Source organism: Microbacterium resistens, from assembly GCF_031456305.1.
GTDB lineage: Bacteria > Actinomycetota > Actinomycetes > Actinomycetales > Microbacteriaceae > Microbacterium > Microbacterium resistens_A.
Genome location: NZ_JAVDUM010000007.1, coordinates 65,543 through 83,980, shown reverse-complemented (window position 1 = coordinate 83,980; position 18,438 = coordinate 65,543). Strand labels below are relative to the sequence as shown.

18 protein-coding genes are annotated in these 18,438 nt (G+C 70.3%); 10 read left to right on the top strand and 8 right to left on the bottom strand.

Features of this window, described 5'->3' with window-relative positions; translation table 11 throughout:
* Positions 1-72: 72 nt before the first annotated feature.
* Positions 73-951: an AraC family transcriptional regulator gene (locus J2Y69_RS09265; RefSeq protein ID WP_310019890.1), complete on the bottom strand. Its 879-nt coding sequence runs from the start codon at positions 949-951 to the stop codon at positions 73-75.
* Between the two features lie 169 nt (positions 952-1,120).
* Entirely contained in the window at positions 1,121-2,185 is a 1,065-nt protein-coding gene (locus J2Y69_RS09260; protein ID WP_310019888.1) for a heparan-alpha-glucosaminide N-acetyltransferase domain-containing protein, read from the bottom strand.
* Positions 2,186-2,301: 116 nt separating this feature from the next.
* Here J2Y69_RS09260 and lepB point away from each other — a divergent pair, with 116 nt between their 5' ends.
* Positions 2,302-3,024, top strand: coding sequence for a signal peptidase I (gene lepB / locus J2Y69_RS09255; protein ID WP_310019885.1), 723 nt, complete (start codon positions 2,302-2,304; stop codon positions 3,022-3,024).
* 11 nt (positions 3,025-3,035) lie between these two features.
* Here the strand turns inward: lepB and J2Y69_RS09250 are convergent, their stop codons facing one another.
* Positions 3,036-4,043, bottom strand: a complete 1,008-nt coding sequence (locus J2Y69_RS09250) for a MauE/DoxX family redox-associated membrane protein (protein WP_310019883.1) — start codon at positions 4,041-4,043, stop codon at positions 3,036-3,038.
* A 106-nt stretch (positions 4,044-4,149) separates the two neighbouring features.
* Entirely contained in the window at positions 4,150-4,653 is a 504-nt protein-coding gene (locus J2Y69_RS09245) for a hypothetical protein (protein WP_310019881.1), read from the bottom strand.
* Positions 4,654-4,832: 179 nt separating this feature from the next.
* Between J2Y69_RS09245 and truA the strand changes: the two genes are divergently transcribed.
* The 7 genes from truA (at position 4,833) to J2Y69_RS09210 (ending at position 11,096) form a co-directional block, all read left to right on the top strand.
* Complete coding sequence (gene truA, locus J2Y69_RS09240) at positions 4,833-5,681, top strand: tRNA pseudouridine(38-40) synthase TruA (protein ID WP_310019879.1); 849 nt, start codon at positions 4,833-4,835, stop codon at positions 5,679-5,681.
* Positions 5,678-6,346, top strand: a complete 669-nt coding sequence (locus J2Y69_RS09235) for an endonuclease/exonuclease/phosphatase family protein (RefSeq protein ID WP_310019876.1) — start codon at positions 5,678-5,680, stop codon at positions 6,344-6,346. The genes truA and J2Y69_RS09235 overlap by 4 nt, the downstream gene beginning before the upstream one ends.
* Before the next feature lie 219 nt (positions 6,347-6,565).
* Complete coding sequence (gene rplM / locus J2Y69_RS09230) at positions 6,566-7,012, top strand: 50S ribosomal protein L13 (protein ID WP_310019875.1); 447 nt, start codon at positions 6,566-6,568, stop codon at positions 7,010-7,012.
* 26 nt (positions 7,013-7,038) lie between these two features.
* Positions 7,039-7,524 (top strand): 30S ribosomal protein S9, encoded by a 486-nt coding sequence (gene rpsI, locus J2Y69_RS09225; protein WP_310019873.1) that lies wholly within the window; start codon positions 7,039-7,041, stop codon positions 7,522-7,524.
* Between the two features lie 17 nt (positions 7,525-7,541).
* Positions 7,542-8,900 carry a phosphoglucosamine mutase gene (gene glmM, locus J2Y69_RS09220; protein ID WP_310019870.1) on the top strand — a complete coding sequence of 453 codons (1,359 nt, stop codon included), beginning with the start codon at positions 7,542-7,544 and terminating at the stop codon, positions 8,898-8,900.
* A 76-nt stretch (positions 8,901-8,976) separates the two neighbouring features.
* Positions 8,977-9,477 carry a VanZ family protein gene (locus tag J2Y69_RS09215; RefSeq protein WP_310019867.1) on the top strand — a complete coding sequence of 167 codons (501 nt, stop codon included), beginning with the start codon at positions 8,977-8,979 and terminating at the stop codon, positions 9,475-9,477.
* Positions 9,478-9,617: 140 nt separating this feature from the next.
* Positions 9,618-11,096: a sugar transferase gene (locus J2Y69_RS09210; RefSeq protein ID WP_310019866.1), complete on the top strand. Its 1,479-nt coding sequence runs from the start codon at positions 9,618-9,620 to the stop codon at positions 11,094-11,096.
* Positions 11,097-11,298: 202 nt separating this feature from the next.
* On the opposite strand, the gene J2Y69_RS09205 is transcribed toward J2Y69_RS09210, so the two are convergent.
* The 3 genes from J2Y69_RS09205 to rfbA are packed head-to-tail and all read right to left on the bottom strand — an operon-like array spanning position 11,299 to position 14,581.
* On the bottom strand, positions 11,299-12,717 hold the full coding sequence (locus J2Y69_RS09205; RefSeq protein ID WP_310019863.1) for a bifunctional dTDP-4-dehydrorhamnose 3,5-epimerase family protein/NAD(P)-dependent oxidoreductase: 1,419 nt from the start codon (positions 12,715-12,717) through the stop codon (positions 11,299-11,301).
* Positions 12,714-13,712: a dTDP-glucose 4,6-dehydratase gene (rfbB, locus tag J2Y69_RS09200; RefSeq protein WP_310019861.1), complete on the bottom strand. Its 999-nt coding sequence runs from the start codon at positions 13,710-13,712 to the stop codon at positions 12,714-12,716. The genes J2Y69_RS09205 and rfbB overlap by 4 nt, the downstream gene beginning before the upstream one ends.
* Complete coding sequence (gene rfbA, locus J2Y69_RS09195) at positions 13,712-14,581, bottom strand: glucose-1-phosphate thymidylyltransferase RfbA (RefSeq protein ID WP_310019860.1); 870 nt, start codon at positions 14,579-14,581, stop codon at positions 13,712-13,714. The genes rfbB and rfbA overlap by 1 nt, the downstream gene beginning before the upstream one ends.
* A gap of 164 nt (positions 14,582-14,745) precedes the next feature.
* Here rfbA and J2Y69_RS09190 point away from each other — a divergent pair, with 164 nt between their 5' ends.
* Positions 14,746-16,056, top strand: coding sequence for a UDP-glucose dehydrogenase family protein (locus tag J2Y69_RS09190; protein WP_310019858.1), 1,311 nt, complete (start codon positions 14,746-14,748; stop codon positions 16,054-16,056).
* A 34-nt stretch (positions 16,057-16,090) separates the two neighbouring features.
* Entirely contained in the window at positions 16,091-17,167 is a 1,077-nt protein-coding gene (locus J2Y69_RS09185) for a glycosyltransferase family protein (protein ID WP_310019856.1), read from the top strand.
* Positions 17,168-17,203: 36 nt separating this feature from the next.
* Here J2Y69_RS09185 and J2Y69_RS09180 read toward each other — a convergent pair whose 3' ends face one another.
* Positions 17,204-18,430, bottom strand: coding sequence for a polysaccharide biosynthesis protein (locus J2Y69_RS09180; RefSeq protein ID WP_310019853.1), 1,227 nt, complete (start codon positions 18,428-18,430; stop codon positions 17,204-17,206).
* Positions 18,431-18,438 lie beyond the last annotated feature (8 nt).

Sequence of the window (18,438 nt, the reverse complement as noted above, 5' to 3'; positions counted from 1 at the left end):
CTCGACATTACTACAGCAGTCGCTATCCGACTCAACCGGATGCGGAGCCGCCGCCGGCCCGACATCCCGGCGCTACGCCGCGGCCGGTCCGGTACGGCGCGCATGCGCGGGGCTCGGCAGCCCGAAGGCCGCGAACGCCCGGCGAAGGCCCGCCGCCGTCCCGAAGCCGGAGTGCAGGGCGATCTCCTCCACCGACAGCGGCGCGTATGTGGGGTCGTTCAGCAGCTCCTTGGCCAGCTCCACCCTCGTGCGGCGCAGCTCGTCCGCGGGCGAGCTCTTCTCCTCGGCGAAGAGGCGCTGGAGGTGGCGGGTGGACATGTGCATCTCGGCCGCGAGCTCGCCGATGTTGAAGTCGGGGTCCTCCCGGCGGATGAGCATGAGGGATCGCGCACGATCGATCGCACGCGGCTCCCGACCGGTCGCGACGCCCTTGGCCGCGACCTCGATGAGGACGCCGAACACCATCTCGACGAGGGACCGCTCCACCAGGTAGTCCGTGTACTGGGTCGGCGCCGCGGGCTGGGTGAGGATCGCGGTGAGGAACGCACGAAGGCCCGAGGAGAGGGGAGTCGCTGCGATCACGCTCGACGGCGAGCGCACGCCGTCCTCGATCTCGACCAGCGCGCTCCAGGGCAGCCAGATGCATGCCACCGGCCCCGACTCGACGCCCACCAGACGGTGGACGCGACGGGGGTGGAGGAAGTGCCCGGCATCGGGGACCATCGGGTCGAGGCCGCCGTCGGAGGCGCCGAGACGAAGACCGCCCTGGGCGAAGACGAGCCCCGCGAACGCGTCGTCCCCGAGCTCCGGCGGATCCCAGGTCCACTCCATGCCGGCGTCGAGGACATGGCTGGTGACCAGCACGCTCCGGAAGCGGCGGGCGCCGACCGGATTCTCATGTCCGTTCCTCAGCGAGCGCACGATGGTCATCGCGTCGATGACGTTCCCCAACGTCGGCCTCCCCAGAGTCGCGCACGACGCCCCAGGGCCGTGACAGCGCTACCGCGGCCCCACACCGCGGTAAGAGCGCGCCTTCCTGCCGCGGAAGTTTTCCCAGCTGCCGTCGGCGAGTCGTGCTCTCCGGGCAAGTATCGCACACTATCGGACAACGCCCAATTCATTATGCGACGGAGCAGCACTGCCCCTCGACGAGGAGTCCGGGCCGTGCCCCTCGGAAGGGCTTGGGCCGCGCGGTGATCCACCCCATCGCCCACTCCATCGGCCCGACGCCCACCCACCGGTCCCACCCCAGAGTCAGTGCCAGCGGGAGCACGACGGTGAGGAGCCATCCGACCGGCTCCACGACGGCGGGAAAGCCACGCAGATGCAGCCAGACCGCGATGATCCCGGCATGGAGGAGATACAGGCTCAGGGCGAGCCGCCCCCACACGCGCAGCGGGGCGAAGACCATCCCGATCACTCGGGCGGGGCCGGCGCGATCGCTCGTTGCGAGGAGCACGACCACGACATAGGCCGAGAAGACGAGCCCCACGTCGTGCAGCGTGTCGCCGTACGTCCCGGACTGCGTCATCGTCTGCCCGCTGATCCGCTCGGCCACCGGACGCACCAGATAGGCGAGCGGCGCGATGGCCGCCATCCCCCAGAGCACCCGATCGCGTCGCGCGCCGTGCCGCAGCAACAGGGCACCCAGGAGGAAGAAGGGGAGCAGGTTCGTCAGCCGGTGTGAGGTCCCGAGGACGGTGAGGTCGGCGAGAAGGCGCACGGCGGGGTCGGTGCCCAGGATCCAGAGCTGCGTGCGCGCGATGGCGTTGAGCGGATCGCTGAGCAGCGCGACCGCGAGCGCGATCCCCGCCACCCAGCGCGACCCCAGACGCAGCAGGGGCGCGCCGACCAGCAGGAGGAGACCGAGATAGGCGAGCACGACCGCCACCCAGGAGCCCCACATGGTGATCCAGACGCCGAGGGCGATGAGCACGAGCCCGCGGAGCGCCTGTTGCAGGAGCGTCCGCCCGACCTGGCTCGACGCGTTCCACATCAGCTGCGCCGACATCCCCATGACGAGTGCGAACAGCGGGGACGCGAGGTCGTTGACGACGCCGGTGGCGTACAGGAGCGCCCGAGGGGCTCCGGGAAGGAGCGGGAAGGCGTGGGCGATCAGCATCGCGATGATCGCGATGCCGCGAAGGACGTCGGGGATGACCAGACGCGTGGTGGTCGCGCTCACTCCGCTTCGCCTTTCCTTGGGCCGCCCCCTCGCCATCGTGCCACGCCCCCGACTCGCGGACCAGGTTCGGGGGCGATTCCGAGGCGACGCGGACGCGGGCAGGGCAGGATGGGACGGTGACCACATCGGAGACCGCGACGCCCCGCCCTCGCTGGCGACGCGTCCTGGGCAGCACCTGGTTCCATCTGTTCGCCGCCTTCGTGGTCGTCGGCGCTCTCCTCTCCTTCGTCGCGAAGCCCTACTCGGTCCCCTCGGGGTCGATGGAGCAGACGCTTCAGATCGGGGACCGCGTCCTCGTCAACCGCCTCGCGTTCGTGGGCGCGGAGCCCGCGACAGGCGATGTCGTCGTCTTCGACGCCGACGAGACCTGGGGTGTGCATCCGACCGATGAGGGGAACCCGCTCAAGGCTGTCCTGCGCTGGGTCGGCGAGGTGAGCGGCTTCGGCCCCTCCGGCCCGCACACGCTCGTCAAGCGCGTGATCGCCGGCCCCGGCCAGACCGTGGAGTGCTGCACGGCGGACGGCTCGCTGATCGTCGACGGCAAGCCCCTGGACGAGCCCTACATCTTCGAGAACTTCCCGTTCACGCCGGGGACGCTGGACTGCACCACGGTGCCCGCCTCCCGTCGATGCCTCCCCGCGGTGACCGTGCCGGAGGACTCCTACCTGATGCTCGGCGACCACCGGTCGTTCTCGTCCGACTCGGCGGCGAACTGCCGCGCGGCCAACGACACGGGGGGGGATCCCGGGGATTCCTGCTGGCGCTGGGCCCACCGGTCCGGCATCGTCGGGAAGGCCGTGGTCATCCTGTGGCCGATCCCCCGCTGGTCGGGCCTGTAGGCCCGCAGCTCTCAGTCCGCCGGCTGCGATACCGGCGGACGCTCGCCGTGCAGGCTCTCGTAGACGTCCTCGATGAAGGCGGAGATGTCGGGGTAGCCCGTGACGGGCCCGCCCGCGAGCATCCCGTCCGCGCCGAGGAGGATGGCGGTGGGCGTCGCCCAGTCGGCGATGGACCCGCGGACGTACTGGTTCGGGTCGTGCAGCGACTGCGGCTCGTCGTGCTCGGCGGCCGCGTCGTTCTCCGGATGGCTCGACAACAGCAGGCGGACCGACACCTCGGGCAGGAGCTCCCGCCATTCGCCGACCTTCGCGAGCACCGGCAGGCAGGCACCGCATCCGGGCTTCACAGCGAGCAGGATGAGCGGCTGACTCATGCTCAGCTGCCGGAGGTCGACCGTCACGCCGTCTGCGCGGATGACCGGGACCGAGGGCGTCCTGGTGCGGACGTAGTCGAGCTCCTCCACGCCCTCCCCCGCCGGGACGGACGGGCCGGACAGGACGGGCTCGGGGGCGATGACGGGCTCCGGCCATAGTGTGACGGCGACGGTGATCGCCGCGGCGGCGAGCCCGGCGATCCACCCCCAGCCGGAGGCCCCGACCGCGGCGAGCGGACCGCCCCAGAGCGGGTTTGCCCATGCCGTCGCGAGAGCGAGGAGGGACAGCGCCACGTACCAGGAGTTGCGGATGATCGTCACGCGGGTGACCGCGCGCTTCGTCCCGAAGCAGGCGCAGGACGCGTCGTCGGCACTGCGGACCACGCGGACGACCAGCACGAGGTAAGCCGTCATGAGCGCCGTCGCGGCGAGGGCCGCGGCCGCGCCGAGGAGGCCGCCCAGCAGCAGCATCGCCACACCCAGGACGATCTCGCCCCAGGGGTGCAGCCGCAGGAGGAAGGGCCGGCGCAGTGCGGCGGGCACCCCCATCTCGGCCCATCCGGCCTCGTCGTCGGGGTGACGCAGTTTCGCGATCCCGCTCACGACGAGCACGGCGGCGACGATCAGCGCGGGTATGACGCTCAAGGCTCCTGGCACATCGCAATGGTAGCGGCCGTTCCGGGCCTCGGGCCCGGAACGCGATGAAGCCGCATCGCGGCGTGCGATGCGGCTTCATCAGGGGCAGGACCGATCAGGACGGCGTGCAGAGGATCAGCGTCTGCCGCAGCGAGCCCAGCGACTTGGTGCCGGCGCCGGCGGTGTAGCCGGTCGGCAGGGTGAGGGTCGCGGAGGTGGTGGTGAGGACCGTCACGCTGAGCAGCCACTGGATGTTCAGCTGGCTCCCGGCGGGGATCGGCGCGGTCAGGGTGATCGCGATCTGCTTGTTGGACAGGAGGTTGAGCTCGGCGAGCCCCTGGCCCGACAGCGAGATGAGGTTGAGCGCCAGCACGCCCGAGGTCTGGACGAGGATCGTCGTCCCGACCGGGATCGGCGTGGTTCCGGCCTTCACGGTGAAGCCGGGTCCGAGCGCGCCGAGCAGGCCGCAGGTGCCTTCGACCGCGAACCCTTCGACCGTGCCGGTCGAGGCGGCGGCGAGCGGCGTCGCCGCGGCGACCGCGATGACGGGCAGCGACCAGGCGGCGCCCTTGACGAGCGTGCGGCGTGACACGCCCTCGGTGAGGCGAGCGTCTTCCATGTGATCCTCCGGGGGAATCGGATGTGGGGGATGGCGGCAACGGGGGATCCGCCGCGACCAACATTTCGCGGCGGCGTGCGCAGCGCCCCGGGCGAGACGGTTTCTGATCCATACCTGGCGTGCGATGATCGCTCCCCGCTCACGGCGGAGGGATCAGCGCGCCCGGTACCCTGAACGACGTGCGCATCCGCCTCGACATCGCCTATGACGGGACCCACTTCCGCGGGTGGGCGCGTCAGCCCGGCCTGCGGACCGTTCAGGGGACCCTGGAGGACGCGCTGGCGAGGATCGTCGGCTCCGAGGTCCGCCTCGTCGTCGCCGGCCGCACCGATTCCGGCGTCCACGCGGCCGGACAGGTCGCCCACGCGGATCTGGACGAGGCGCAGTGGGCCAGGGTCGAGGCGAGGAACGGACGCGCCGCGCAGGACCCGGCCGGCTCGCTCGCCGGGCGGATGCGGGGGGTCCTCGGCGCCTACGCCGACGTGACGGTGCGCGGGACGAGCGCGGCGCCGGACGGATTCGACGCGCGGTTCTCCGCCGTCTGGCGCCGATACCGCTACCGGCTCGCCGATGCGGCCACCGGGTACGACCCCCTCGCGCGCCACGACACCACCAGCGTGCGCGGGACCCTCGACGCCGATGCCATGGACGCCGCCGCGCGCACGCTCATCGGGCTGCACGACTTCGCCGCGTACTGCCGTCCCCGCGAGGAGGCGACGACCATCCGCACCCTGCTGGACTACCGCTGGCACCGGGACGAGGGCGGCGTGCTTGTCGCCGAGGTGAAGGCGGACGCCTTCTGCCACAGCATGGTGCGGGCGCTCGTCGGCGCCTGCGCGGCCGTCGGCGACGGCCGGCTCGACGTCAAGGACCCGGCGCTGCTCCGCGACGCGCTCACCCGCACCAGCGCGTTCGCCGTGCTCCCCGCGCGCGGGCTCACCCTCACCGAGGTCGGCTACCCCGCCCCGGACCTGCTCGCCGCGCGCGCCGAGCAGACCCGCAACCGCCGCGAACGGGACGAGCTGTGAGAGTCATCTCCTACAACCTGCGCAAGCACCGCGCCGCGACCGAGCTCGAAGAGCTCGTCGACGCGCACGGCGCCGACATCCTCTGCCTCCAAGAGGCGGACACGCAGGCACTCCCCGCCCGCCTGGGCGGCCTCGCCCTCGCCGAGGCGACCCAGGGGAACCGGCTGGGCCTTGCCGTCTACCACCGGGAGAGCCTCTTCCACGTCTCGGAGATCCAGGCCTTCGAGCTGAAGAAGTCCCTGCACGATCGCGTGCTCCGCCCGGCGCACGAACGCGTGCTGGGCGTGCGCCTGCGCGACATCGACGCCGGCGGCGAGCTGGTCGTGGCGTCCTTCCACGCGGCCCCGCTCACCGCGCTGAACTCCCTCCGTCGCCATCAGATCCGTGCCGCCCTCGACGCGCTGTCCGCACTCGGGGAGGGGCTGCCGATCCTGATGGTCGGCGACTACAACTACCCCGTGTTCAAGGAGAACCTCGGGCAGGCGATCCGCGAGCACGGCTACACGCTCACGCTCAGCGACGAGCTGACCTACACGCGCTACCGGGTGTTCCGCGGCCACTACGACTTCGCCACCTCGGTCGGGCTCGACATCGCGAGCATCCAGACGCTGCCGCAGGGATCCAGCGACCACCGCCCGATCCTCGTCATCGCCGAGGCGGGCTGAGCCCTCCCCGGCGCGGTCGCCCCGATTCGGCGTTCCGGCCGGGATGCCGTAAGCTATCACTTTGGTATCCGCCCTCCGGCGTGCTCGGAAGCGGATCCACCCCGAACGTGAGCCCTCCACTGGCGCTCTTCGCCGGCGCAGATCCTCGGATCATCCTCGGCGAAGCACCCCGGAGCGGGATTCACGAACTTCTCCGTTCGACAAGAAAGCAGCACTATCGTGACGCGCACTTACACCCCGAAGGCCGGGCAGGTCCAGCGTGACTGGGTCGTCATCGACGCCACCGACGTCGTCCTCGGCCGTCTCGCCTCGCACGCCGCAACGCTCCTGCGCGGCAAGCACAAGCCGACGTTCGCCAACCACATCGACTCCGGTGACTTCGTCATCATCGTGAACGCCGAGAAGGTGGCGCTCACCGGTCAGAAGCTTCAGAAGAAGATGGCCTACCGCCACTCGGGCTACCCGGGCGGCCTCAAGTCCGTCAGCTACGCCGAGCTGCTCGAGAAGAACCCGATCCGCGCCGTGGAGAAGGCCATCCGCGGCATGCTCCCCAAGAACAGCCTGGGTCGTCAGCAGCTGGGCAAGCTGAAGGTGTACGTCGGTGCCGAGCACCCGCACGCCGCGCAGCAGCCCAAGACGTACACCCTCGACCAGGTCGCCCAGTAAGCGCCGCTCAGAATAAGGACATACTCGTGGCTGACATCCAGGAAACCACCGATTTCCCGCAGAACTTCTCGACCTCGACCCCTGACGCCGAGATCGTGGAGGCGGCACCCCGCCCCATCCTCAGCGTTCCCGGCGCGGCCGTGGGCCGGCGCAAGCAGGCCATCGCCCGCGTGCGCCTGGTCCCCGGCTCCGGCACCATCACGGTCAACGGCCGGACCCTCGAGGACTACTTCCCGAACAAGCTGCACCAGCAGCTGATCAACGACCCGTTCACGGTGCTGAACCTCGCGGGCGCGTACGACGTGATCGCCCGCATCTCCGGCGGTGGCCCCTCGGGCCAGGCCGGCGCCCTCCGCCTCGGCATCGCCCGTGCGCTGAACGGCATCGATCTGGAGAACAACCGCCCGACCCTGAAGAAGGCCGGCTTCCTCTCGCGCGACGCTCGCGTGAAGGAGCGGAAGAAGGCCGGTCTCAAGAAGGCCCGCAAGGCTCCGCAGTACTCGAAGCGCTGAGTCGTACAGTTCCATTCATGGCACTGTTCGGTACCGACGGTGTACGGGGGCTGGCCAACGGCTCCCTCACCGCCGATCTCGCGCTCTCCCTGGCCCAGGCGACTGCCGTCGTCCTGGGCCAGGGCCGTATCGCCGAGGCCCGCAAGGCCGCAGGCAAGCGGATCACCGCGGTCGTCGCACGCGACCCGCGGATCTCGGGGCACTTCCTCAGCGCCGCCGTGGAGGCGGGGCTGGCGTCCTCCGGCGTCGACGTCCTCGACGCCGGCACCCTGCCCACCCCCGCGGCCGCGTTCCTGATCGCGGATGTGGACGCCGACTTCGGCGTCATGATCTCCGCATCGCACAACCCCGCCCCCGACAACGGCATCAAGATCTTCGCCCGTGGCGGCGTGAAGCTGCCCGATGAGGTCGAGAAGCGCATCGAGGCGGCGATGGCGGGGCCGAAGCTCATGCCGACCGGCGCCGACGTCGGACGCGTCCGACGCTTCGCCGACGCCGAGGACCGCTACGTCCTGCATCTGCTCGCCTCGCTCCCGAACCGGTTGAACGGCCTCCACGTCGTGGTCGACTGCGCCAACGGCGCGGCCTCCGGAGCATCCCCTGAGGTGTTCCGCAACGCGGGCGCGAAGGTCACGGTCATCGGCGCCGATCCCGACGGGATCAACATCAACGAGGGCGTCGGCTCGACCCACCTGGACAAGCTGGCCGCGGAGGTCCTCCGGGTGGGGGCCGACGTCGGCATCGCGCACGACGGCGACGCGGACCGCTGCCTCGCCGTGGACGCGGACGGCACGATCATCGACGGCGACCAGATCATGGCGATCCTCGCCGTCGCGATGAAGCAGCGGGGGCGCCTCACGGCGGACACCCTGGTGGCGACGGTCATGAGCAACCTCGGCCTGCACATCGCTATGCGCGAGCAGGGCATCACCGTGCGGCAGACCGCCGTCGGGGACCGCTACGTGCTGGAGGACATGAACGCCGGGTCGTTCTCCCTCGGCGGCGAGCAGTCCGGACACGTGATCATGAGCGACTTCGCCACCACCGGGGACGGCCTGCTCACCGGCCTCCACCTGGTCGCCGAGATGGCACGTCAGAAGAAGACCCTCGCGGAGCTCGCCGCCGTGATGACGGTGTACCCGCAGATCCTCGTGAACGTCAGGGACGTCGACAAGGACCGCGTGCGGGAGGACGCCGACGTGCAGGCCGCCGTCGCCGAGTGCGAGGCGGAGCTCGGCGAGTCCGGCCGTGTGCTCCTGCGCGCCTCGGGCACCGAGCCGCTGGTCCGCGTGATGGTCGAGGCCGCGGACGGCGAAACCGCCCGCCGGCACGCCGACCGTCTCGCCGCGGTCGTGAAGGACCGCCTGGCGCTCTGATCTCCGAGCCTGTCGGCTTCCGCACAGCCGGGAGCCGACAGACTGGGATCTCTTGCGCGCACACGGAGGGAACCGGATGGAACACGACGGGAACGCCCTCCCCCGGCGCTTCGCCACGGCTCCGCCGTCGCCTCCCGCCGTCGCGCCCGACCCGGCCTCGGAGCGCCCGCTCCTGCGCCGCCCCTGGGTCTGGTTCATCGCCTATGCGATCGTCCTCTCCCTGGTCGCGTTCTGGCCGCAGCACGTCGACAAGGGGATCTCGCCGTTCCTGGAGAAGCTCATCGCGCTCATCCCGCTGATGACCTATGAGCGCCTGGAGTTCGGCGCGAACGTCGCCCTGTTCATCCCGTTCGGCGTCCTGCTCACCCTGATGCTGACCCGCCAGCGCTACCTGGTCGTCCCGATCGCCTTCCTCACCACTTTCACGATCGAGAGCGTCCAAGGAGTGATGCTTCCCGACCGGACTCCGAGCGTGAACGACATCCTCGCGAACACCGCCGGCGCCTGCATCGGCCTGGTCCTCGCCGTCCTCCTCGAACGGGCTCTGGCGGGGCGCCGGATCGCAGGGGAACGCTGAGACCAGCGGCCCTCGTCGGCGATGTCGGCACGACCTGGACGACTGCTATCATTATGCGGTCTGAGCCCTGCCCGATCGTCGATTTCGAAACGCGCTGCGGTCTCGTAACCGTGTTCGTCGAGCCATAGGGGAGGTTATCGATGGCGCCTGAACAAGGTGTGCATGGACTGAAGGGCTCCAGCGTCGAGCAACGCACGCGCTCCGACTGGCAGTCCGGGTATGCCCGCCGCCTGATGGTCAGCGATCTCATCGTCGTCACCGCCGTGGTGTTCGGGACGCAGGCCGCATGGCTCGGCATCAGCCACGCGGGGATCACCGGCATCGGGCTCCTCGACTACACGGGGCTGTCCGCCCTCCTGGTCGTCGCATGGATGGCGGCACTCGCCATGTACGACACCCGCAGCCCTCGCGTGGTCGGGTACGGCAGCGGCGAGTACCGGGCCATCGTCAACGGCGCGCTCCGCCTCTTCGGCCTCTTCGCGATCGCCTCCTATCTGCTCCAGGCGGAGATCTCACGCGGATACGTGCTGATCAGCTTCCCCCTCGGCGTCATCGTCCTGATCTTCAGCCGCTGGCTGTGGCGTCGGTGGCTGCTGCGTCGTCGCAAGGGTGGCGACATGGTCTCCCGTGTCCTCCTCGTCGGCGACACGAAGGCGAACCTGCGCATCCTCGCCGAGCTCTCCCGGCAGCCGGAGGCCGGCTATGTCGTCGTCGGCGTCTGCACCGCGTCGCCGAAAACCTCCGACACCCTCGGGCCGACCAAGGTCCCGGTCCTGGGCGGGCTGGACGACCTCGCCCACGCGCTGGAGGAGACGAAGGCGGACACCGTGCTCGTCTCCAGCGAGAGCGGGCTCGCGGCGGAGCGCGTGCGCGAGCTCAGCTGGCAGCTCGAAGCAGGCCAGCAGCACCTCATCATGGCTCCCAACCTCACCGACATCGGCGGCCCCCGCATCCACATGCGTCCGGTCGCGGGGCTCCCCCTGATGCACGTGGAGACGCCGAGGTACACCGGACCCCAGGTCGTCGCCAAGCGCGCCTTCGACATGCTCGGCTCGGGGCTGCTGATCCTGCTCCTCTCCCCGGTGCTGATCACCATCGCGATCCTGGTCAAGACGACCAGCCGGGGCCCCGTGCTCTACGGGCAGGAGCGCATCGGCATGAACGGCGTCCCGTTCATGATGATGAAGTTCCGTTCGATGATCGTCGACGCCGATGCCCAGCTCGAGTCCCTGCTCGCCGCCCAGGGCCGCTCGGACTCGCCGCTGTTCAAGGTCGAGAACGACCCGCGCATCACCACCGTCGGTCGCATCCTCCGCAAGTACTCGCTCGACGAGCTGCCGCAGCTGTTCAACGTCTTCCTCGGCTCGATGAGCCTGGTCGGCCCCCGTCCGCAGCGCGAGGGCGAGGTCGCTCTCTACGACGACGCCGCACAGCGCCGCCTCATCGTGAAGCCGGGAATGAGCGGTCTCTGGCAGGTCAGCGGACGCTCCTCCCTCAGCTGGGAGGACGCGATCCGTCTCGACCTCTACTACGTCGAGAACTGGTCCCTCACGGGCGATCTGAACATCCTCTTCCGCACCTTCAAGGCCGTCTTCGCCCCGGGCGAGACCGCCCACTAGCCTCATCCGGCGTCTGCGAGCCCCCTCCTCTTCTGGGGAGGGGGCTCACCCATGCCACGCCAAATGCCCCGCCGTGGCAGGTTCTGTGGGTTGAGACCCTTCTCAACCCACAAGAACTGCCACGGCGGGGCACAAAAAGACGTCACGCCGCGAGCGGGGAGCGCGCGGCGTGACGTCGGGTGAAGGTACCGTGGCGGCACCGTCAGGAGGTCGCGAGGTACTCCTGCAGCTGCTCGCGGAAGTCACGGGGCCGGAAGCCCGTGGCCTCGATCGCGGAGAGGTCGAGCACGCTGTTCTGCGGACGCGGCGAGACCGGTCCCGCGGCGTTCGCGAAGTACTCCGCGGCGGTCACGCCGGTCACGCGCTCCGCGGCATGGCCGGTGATCGCATAGACGTCTCTGGCGATGTCCGCCCACGAGGCGGGCTCCCCCGCGCCGGTGACGTTGTAGACGCCGAACGGGGCGCGCGTCGCCAGCACGTGCGCGATCGCGCGGGCGATCTCGCTCGCGAAGGTGAGCCGCCCGGTCTGGTCGCTGACGACGGAGGGATCGATTCCGCGCTCGGCCAGCGTCGCCATGGTCCGAACGAAGTTCTTGCCCTCGCCGATCACCCAGGAGGTGCGGATGATGTAGTGCTGCGGCACCGTGGCGGCGGCGATGTCCCCCGCGGCCTTGCTCTGCCCGTAGACCCCCAGCGGGGCGATGGCGTCGCCCTCGCCGTAGGCGCCGTCCTTGGTCCCGTCGAAGACGTAGTCGCTGGAGACGTGGACGAGGGTGAGACCGTTCTCGGCCGCGACGCGGGCGAGCCGGGCCGGCCCCTCCGCGTTCGCCGCCCAGGCGCCACGCCGGCCGTCCGGCGTCTCGGCGAGGTCGACGGCGGTGTAGGCGGCGGCGTTGACGATCGTGCCGTAGTCGCGCCAGCGGCGGGCCGTGGCCAGCCCAGGATCCGCCAGATCGAGATCGGCCCTCGCCGCGTACTCGATGTGCGGCGCATCGCCGAGGACGTCTCGGAGCGCCTGTCCGAGCTGCCCGTTCGCGCCGACCACCAGGGTCTTCCGCGGCGCGATCGGCACGACGTCCGCGAGACGCGGATGGTTCCTGTCCTTCTCGGAGATCTCGACCTCGGCGAGCGGGATCGGCCAATCGATTCCGCTCGTCTCATCCGCGAGATTGAGGAAGGAATATGCCGCGTCGGGCGACCAGTGGTCGTTCACCAGGTACGTGTACGCGGTGTCGGGCGCGAGCGTCTGATAGGAGTTCCCGACGCCGCGCGGGACGAAGATCGCGCGGGACGCGTCCAGCTCCGTCGTGAACACCGTGCCGAAGCTCGGGCCCTCGCGCAGATCGACCCAGGCGCCGAAGATCCGACCGGTCGCGACCGAGACCCACTTGTCCCAGGGCTCTGCGTGGATCCCCCTGGTCGTGCCGACGGCGTCGTTGAAGGAGATGTTGTTCTGCACCGGCCCGAAGTCGGGGAGGCCCAGAGCGGTCATCTTCTCGCGCTGCCAGTTCTCCTTGAACCATCCGCGCGCGTCGCCGTGGACCGGGAGCTCGAGGACGATCATCCCCGGGATCGGGGTCTCCACGACGGAGAGCTGCTTGCCGAACTGAACCACCGTCACTGCCCCTTCGAGGCGTAGAACGCCTCGGTCGCATCCTTGGCCGGCGCCCACCAGGCCTCGTTGTCGCGGTACCAGCGGACGGTCGCCGCGAGCCCCGCCTCGAAGTCGGCGAACTGCGGCGTCCAGCCCAGCTCGGTGCGCAGCCGCGTGGAGTCGATCGCGTAGCGCAGGTCGTGGCCGGCCCGATCGGTGACGTGGTCGTACGCGTCGCGCGACTGCCCCATCTCCTCCAGGATCAGCTCCACGACCTCCTTGTTGTTCCGCTCGCCGTCGGCGCCGATGAGGTAGGTCTCCCCGATCTGCCCACGGTCCAGGATCGTGAGGACGGCCGAGGAGTGATCGTTCGCGTGGATCCAGTCGCGGACGTTCTCCCCCGCCCCGTACAGCTTGGGGCGGATGCCGCGGATCACGTTCGTGATCTGCCGGGGGATGAACTTCTCGACGTGCTGATAGGGGCCGTAGTTGTTCGAGCAGTTCGAGATCGTCGCCTGCACCCCGAAGGACCGCACCCACGCGCGGACCAGGAGGTCGCTCCCCGCCTTGGTCGACGAGTACGGCGAGGACGGGTTGTAGGGGGTGCTCTCGGTGAACCGCGCCGGGTCGTCGAGCTCCAGATCCCCGTAGACCTCGTCCGTGGAGATGTGGTGGAAGCGACGGTCATGCTTCCGCGCGGCCTCCAGCAGCGTGTAGGTGCCGATGATGTTCGTGTCCAGGAACGGACGCGGGCTGTGCAGGGAGTTGTCGTTGTGAGACTCCGCCGCATAGTGCACGACCGCGTCGACCTCGCCGAACAGGCGGTCCACCAGCTCGGCGTCCGTGATGTCGCCGTGGACGAACCGCACCCGGTTCTCGGGCACCCCCGCAAGGGAGTCGCGGTTGCCCGCGTAGGTGAGGGCGTCGAGCACCGTCACCGTGTGATCGGTGTTCTCCACGACGTGGTGGACGAAGTTCGATCCGATGAACCCTGCGCCGCCGGTGACCAGGAGATGCGACATCAGCGCCCCCTCTCCAGCAGCTCGAGCAGATACGCGCCGTAGCCGGACTTCACGAGCTTCTCCGCCCGGGTCCGCAGCTCATCGTCGGAGAGGAACCCCTGCCGCCAGGCGACCTCCTCGGGCACTCCGATCCGCAGCCCGGTGCGACGCTCCATCGTGCGGACGTAGTCCCCGGCGTCCGACATCTGGTCGAAGGTGCCGGTGTCCAGCCACGCGGTCCCGCGGGGGAGCACCTCGACCTGCAGCTTGCCGCGCTCCAGGTAGGCGCGGTTCACATCGGTGATCTCGTACTCGCCGCGCGGGCTCGGCCGGAGGTCGCGGGCGATCCCGACGACGTCGTTGTCGTAGAAGTACAGACCCGGCACCGCATAGTTGCTCTTCGGGCTCGCCGGCTTCTCCTCCAGGGAGACCGCCGTGCCCTTGGCGTCGAACTCCACCACGCCGTACGCCTCCGGCTCCGCCACCCAGTAGGCGAAGACCGCGCCGCCGTCGACGTCGGCGTAGCGCTTGAGCTGGGAGCCGAGTCCCGGCCCGTACAGGAGGTTGTCGCCCAGGACGAGGGCGACCTTCTCGTCGCCGATGAAGTCCGCACCGATCGTGAACGCCTGCGCGAGGCCGTCCGGCGAGGGCTGCTGCGCGAAGGACAGGTTGATGCCGAACTGCGATCCGTCCCCCATCAGCCGCTCGAAATGCTGCGCATCGTGCGGCGTGGTGATGACCAGGATGTCCTTGATCCCCGCCAGCATCAACGTCGACAACGGGTAGTAGACCATCGGCTTGTCGTACACCGGAACGAGCTGCTTTGAGACGCCAAGGGTGATCGGATGCAACCGCGTCCCCGACCCCCCGGCAAGTATGATTCCCCTCACTCTCCCATCCTGGCACATCGAGGCATCCGCGCCGAGACCGCTCCCGCCCGCGCGGGCGTCAGACTCTCCACTATTTCCCCCGCCGACCGCACGAGGACCGGGGATGCGCAAGAATGGTCGCGCGAGTACCGCATGTTTCATCACATCTATCCCGGGGGCCCACTATGCGTCTGTCTGTCATCGGCTGCGGCTATCTAGGGGCCGTGCACGCGGCCGCCATGGCATCGATCGGGCATGACGTGGTCGGCATCGACGTCGATCCTCGGAAGATCGAGGCGCTGTCGCGCGGCGAGGCGCCGTTCTTCGAGCCCGGCCTCCCCGAGATCCTCGCCGAGGGCGTCGCCTCCGGCCGCCTCACCTTCACGACGGACCCCTCGGCCGCCCGCGGCGCGGACGTCCACTTCGTCGGCGTCGGCACACCGCAGCAGGCGGACGGATACGCCGCCGACCTCACGTATGTGAACGCCGCATTCGCGTCGCTCCTCCCCCACCTCCGCCCCGGCGACGTCGTCGCCGGGAAGTCGACCGTGCCGGTGGGCACCACCGCCGGCCTCGCCGACGCCGTGTCGGCGACCGGTGCCACGCTCGTCTGGAACCCCGAGTTCCTGCGCGAGGGGTGGGCCGTGCAGGACACCATCGACCCCGACCGCCTGGTCGTCGGGGTCCCGGAGGGCAGCGACGGCGAGCGCGCCGCCGAGGTCCTCCGCGGCGTCTACCACCCCGCCGTCGCCAAGGGCACGCCGTTCATCGTCACCGACTACGCCACGGCCGAGCTCGTCAAGGTCTCCGCGAACGCGTTCCTCGCCACGAAGATCTCCTTCATCAACGCCATGGCCGAGATCGCCGAGGCCACGGGCGCCGACGTCACCCAGCTCGCCGACGCGATCGGGCACGACGTCCGCATCGGTCGCCGGTTCCTCGGCGCCGGGATCGGCTTCGGCGGCGGATGCCTGCCGAAGGACATCCGCGCCTTCTCCGCGCGCGCCGAGGAGCTCGGCAAGGGCGAGTCGGTCGCCTTCCTCCGCGAGGTCGACGCGATCAACATGCGCCGTCGCGAGCGCGCCGTCCAGCTCGTCCTCGACGGCCTCGGCGGATCCGTCTTCGGGAAGAAGGTGGCCGTCCTCGGGGCCGCGTTCAAGCCGCACAGCGACGACATCCGCGACTCACCCGCGCTCGATGCGGCCGTCCGGCTGAACGGGCTGGGGGCGAACGTGGTCGTCACCGACCCCGAGGCGGTCGAGAACGCCCGGCGCGCGCACCCGCAGCTCTCCTATGCGCAGACCCGCGACGATGCGCTCCGCGACGCGGACGCGGTCCTCGTCGTGACCGAATGGGACGAGTACCGCAGGGAGCTCTCCCCCGAGCACGCCGCGGGGCTCGCGACCGGGCGCCTGATCGTCGACGGCCGGAACTGCCTCGACCCGGCCGCCTGGCGCGCCGCGGGATGGACCTACTTCGGAATGGGGAGGCCGTGACCGCCCCGCGCCCCGACACGACCGAGGATCACCGTTGAGCTCGATCGTCTTCTTCAGCCACACGGCCCGCGCCGGGGACTTCCGCGTGGGCAGCCACCACCTCTCGAGCGCCTTCGCCGCGATGGGGCACCGCGTCGCGCACATCAGCACGCCGTTCAGCTGGGCGCACGCGGCCCTCAAACCCGGGCAGGGCGCCCGCCGTCGCGCCGCGTTCGCGGGACCGATCACGGTGGATGGCGTGACGGATCTCATCCCCACCCCGATCGTGCCGGCCAACGTCCGATGGACGCAGCGGCAGACGGATCGTGCGCTGGCCAGGGTCGGCATCCCCCACCCCGACGTCGTGTTCGTCGACCAGCCCCTCTTCCCGGTCACCCATTTCGGCCCGGCGACGGTGATCTTCCGCCCCACGGACGTCTTCGCCGCTGAGGCAATCCAGCGCGCGGCCGTCGCCGCCGCCCGCGACGCGGACGGCATCGCGGCGACCTCCCCCGGCGTCCTTGCCTCCGTGATCGGCGAGTCCACCCGTCCGACGCTCGTCCTCGAGAACGGCGTGGAGTTCTCGAAGTTCGCGTCCGCGGCGAGAACGGAATCCGAGAAGGAGTACGACTTCGTCTACGTCGGAGCCCTCGACTTCCGCTTCGACTTCGCGCTCCTGGCGCAGGCCGCCAGGGCGATGCCGTCCTCCGTCTTCGCGATCTTCGGACCGCTGCCCGACGCGGGGCTGGATCTCCCGTCGAACGTGCAGTTCCGAGGACCCGTGCCCTACGAGTCCGTGCCGTCCGTGATGGCGCGCGGGCGCGCCGGGCTCATGCCCTTCGTCGACAACCCCTCCAACGCCGCCCGCAGCCCGATGAAGCTCTACGAGTACGTCGCCGCGGGCGTGCCCGCCGTCGTGCCGGAGGCCGTCGCCGCACGTGCGACGGGCCTCCGCGGCCTCGATGCCTATGTCGCCGGCGACCCGGAGTCCTTCGTCGCGGCACTCAAGGCCGCGCTCGCCCGGCGAGGGGTGCTCGACGAGGCGGATCGGGAGAGCGCCAGGGTCAAGGACTGGCGCAACGTCGCCGAGGACCTCCTCGCCTTCGCCCTCTCCTGCGAACGCGCACGCTGACACCGCGACCGCACGGGCCGACACGGGACGCGGGCATCACTTCCGACGGGCGTACGCGATCCCGACGATCTGGATCCCGAGGACGACGGCCTCCGCGATCAGCTCGCCCAGCGCCCCGCCGATGACGCCGAGGAACCGGGCGAGGAGGAAGATCGCGGGGACCCCGACGATCGCGCCGCCCAGCGCGCTCCACATGATGATGCGGACGCGCGCCAGCGCGACCAGTCCGATGTTGCCCGTCGCCCGGGAGATGCTGACGAAGACGATCACACCGCCGAAGATCCATGCGAGCTCCGACGGGATCGTCGAGGTCCCGGAGAACATCAGCTCGGACGCGAAGGGCGCGAGCAGCGCGAAGCAGACGGCCGCCGCCAGACCCAGCACCGCGTTGAGGAGGATCGCCTTCTTCACCCGCCCCCATCTGTCGCCCCGCTCCGCGGAGCCGACCCATCCCTGCAGCCCGTTGGGCACCGCCGCCATCGCGGCCAGCAGCAGTCTCATCAGCCGCTCGCCCGCGGCGAAGACGGGAACGCTCCCTGGGGCCACGATGCTCACGAGGGCGACGGGAAGGGCGATGTAGGTCGCGCTGACGAGCCGGGCCGTGAAGGCGCTCGACTGCGCGAAGACGGCCGTGCGCACGTGGGCCGGCCGGAACAGCGCCCACGACGCCTGCGTCCCCCGGTGCGCGACGAGCACGCCAAGGAGCGGTGCGACGATGCACGGGATCAGGAGCGCGACCACGGCGTAGACCATGAGCGACGCCCCCGCCATCACCAGCAGAGCGCCCACCAGGACGCCGACCAGCCGCGGGGCGCCGTCGGTCAGGATGGCAGCCCAGGGCCGTGACCGTCCGAGATAGAACCAGACGGAGCTGAGGCCCGCTGCGAGCGAGGCGATCGCGATGACGGCCGCATCGATGCGGAAGTCCTGCGCGAGGAAGAACGCGATCACGCCCACGATCGGAGACAGCGCCAGGACCGCGACCAGCTTGCTCTGCATCGAGAGCAGCAGCGTCCGGAACGCGGACGCCGGCGCCATGCGGGCGACCCGCTGCGGGCCGTTGAGCCCCCAGCCCAGCTCGCCGACAGCGGCGGCCGCGGTCCCCACCGACTGACCGATGGCCAGCGCCGCCCACGCCGCGGCGCCGTGCTGGGCGGTGATCGCGGGGAGGGCGATCAGCGGGCTCAGCAGCCCGGTCAGCGGGATGAGGAGATATCCGAGCGCCCGATGGGCGTTTCTCCGCGGTCGCTTGCTCGCCGCCATAAAGATGC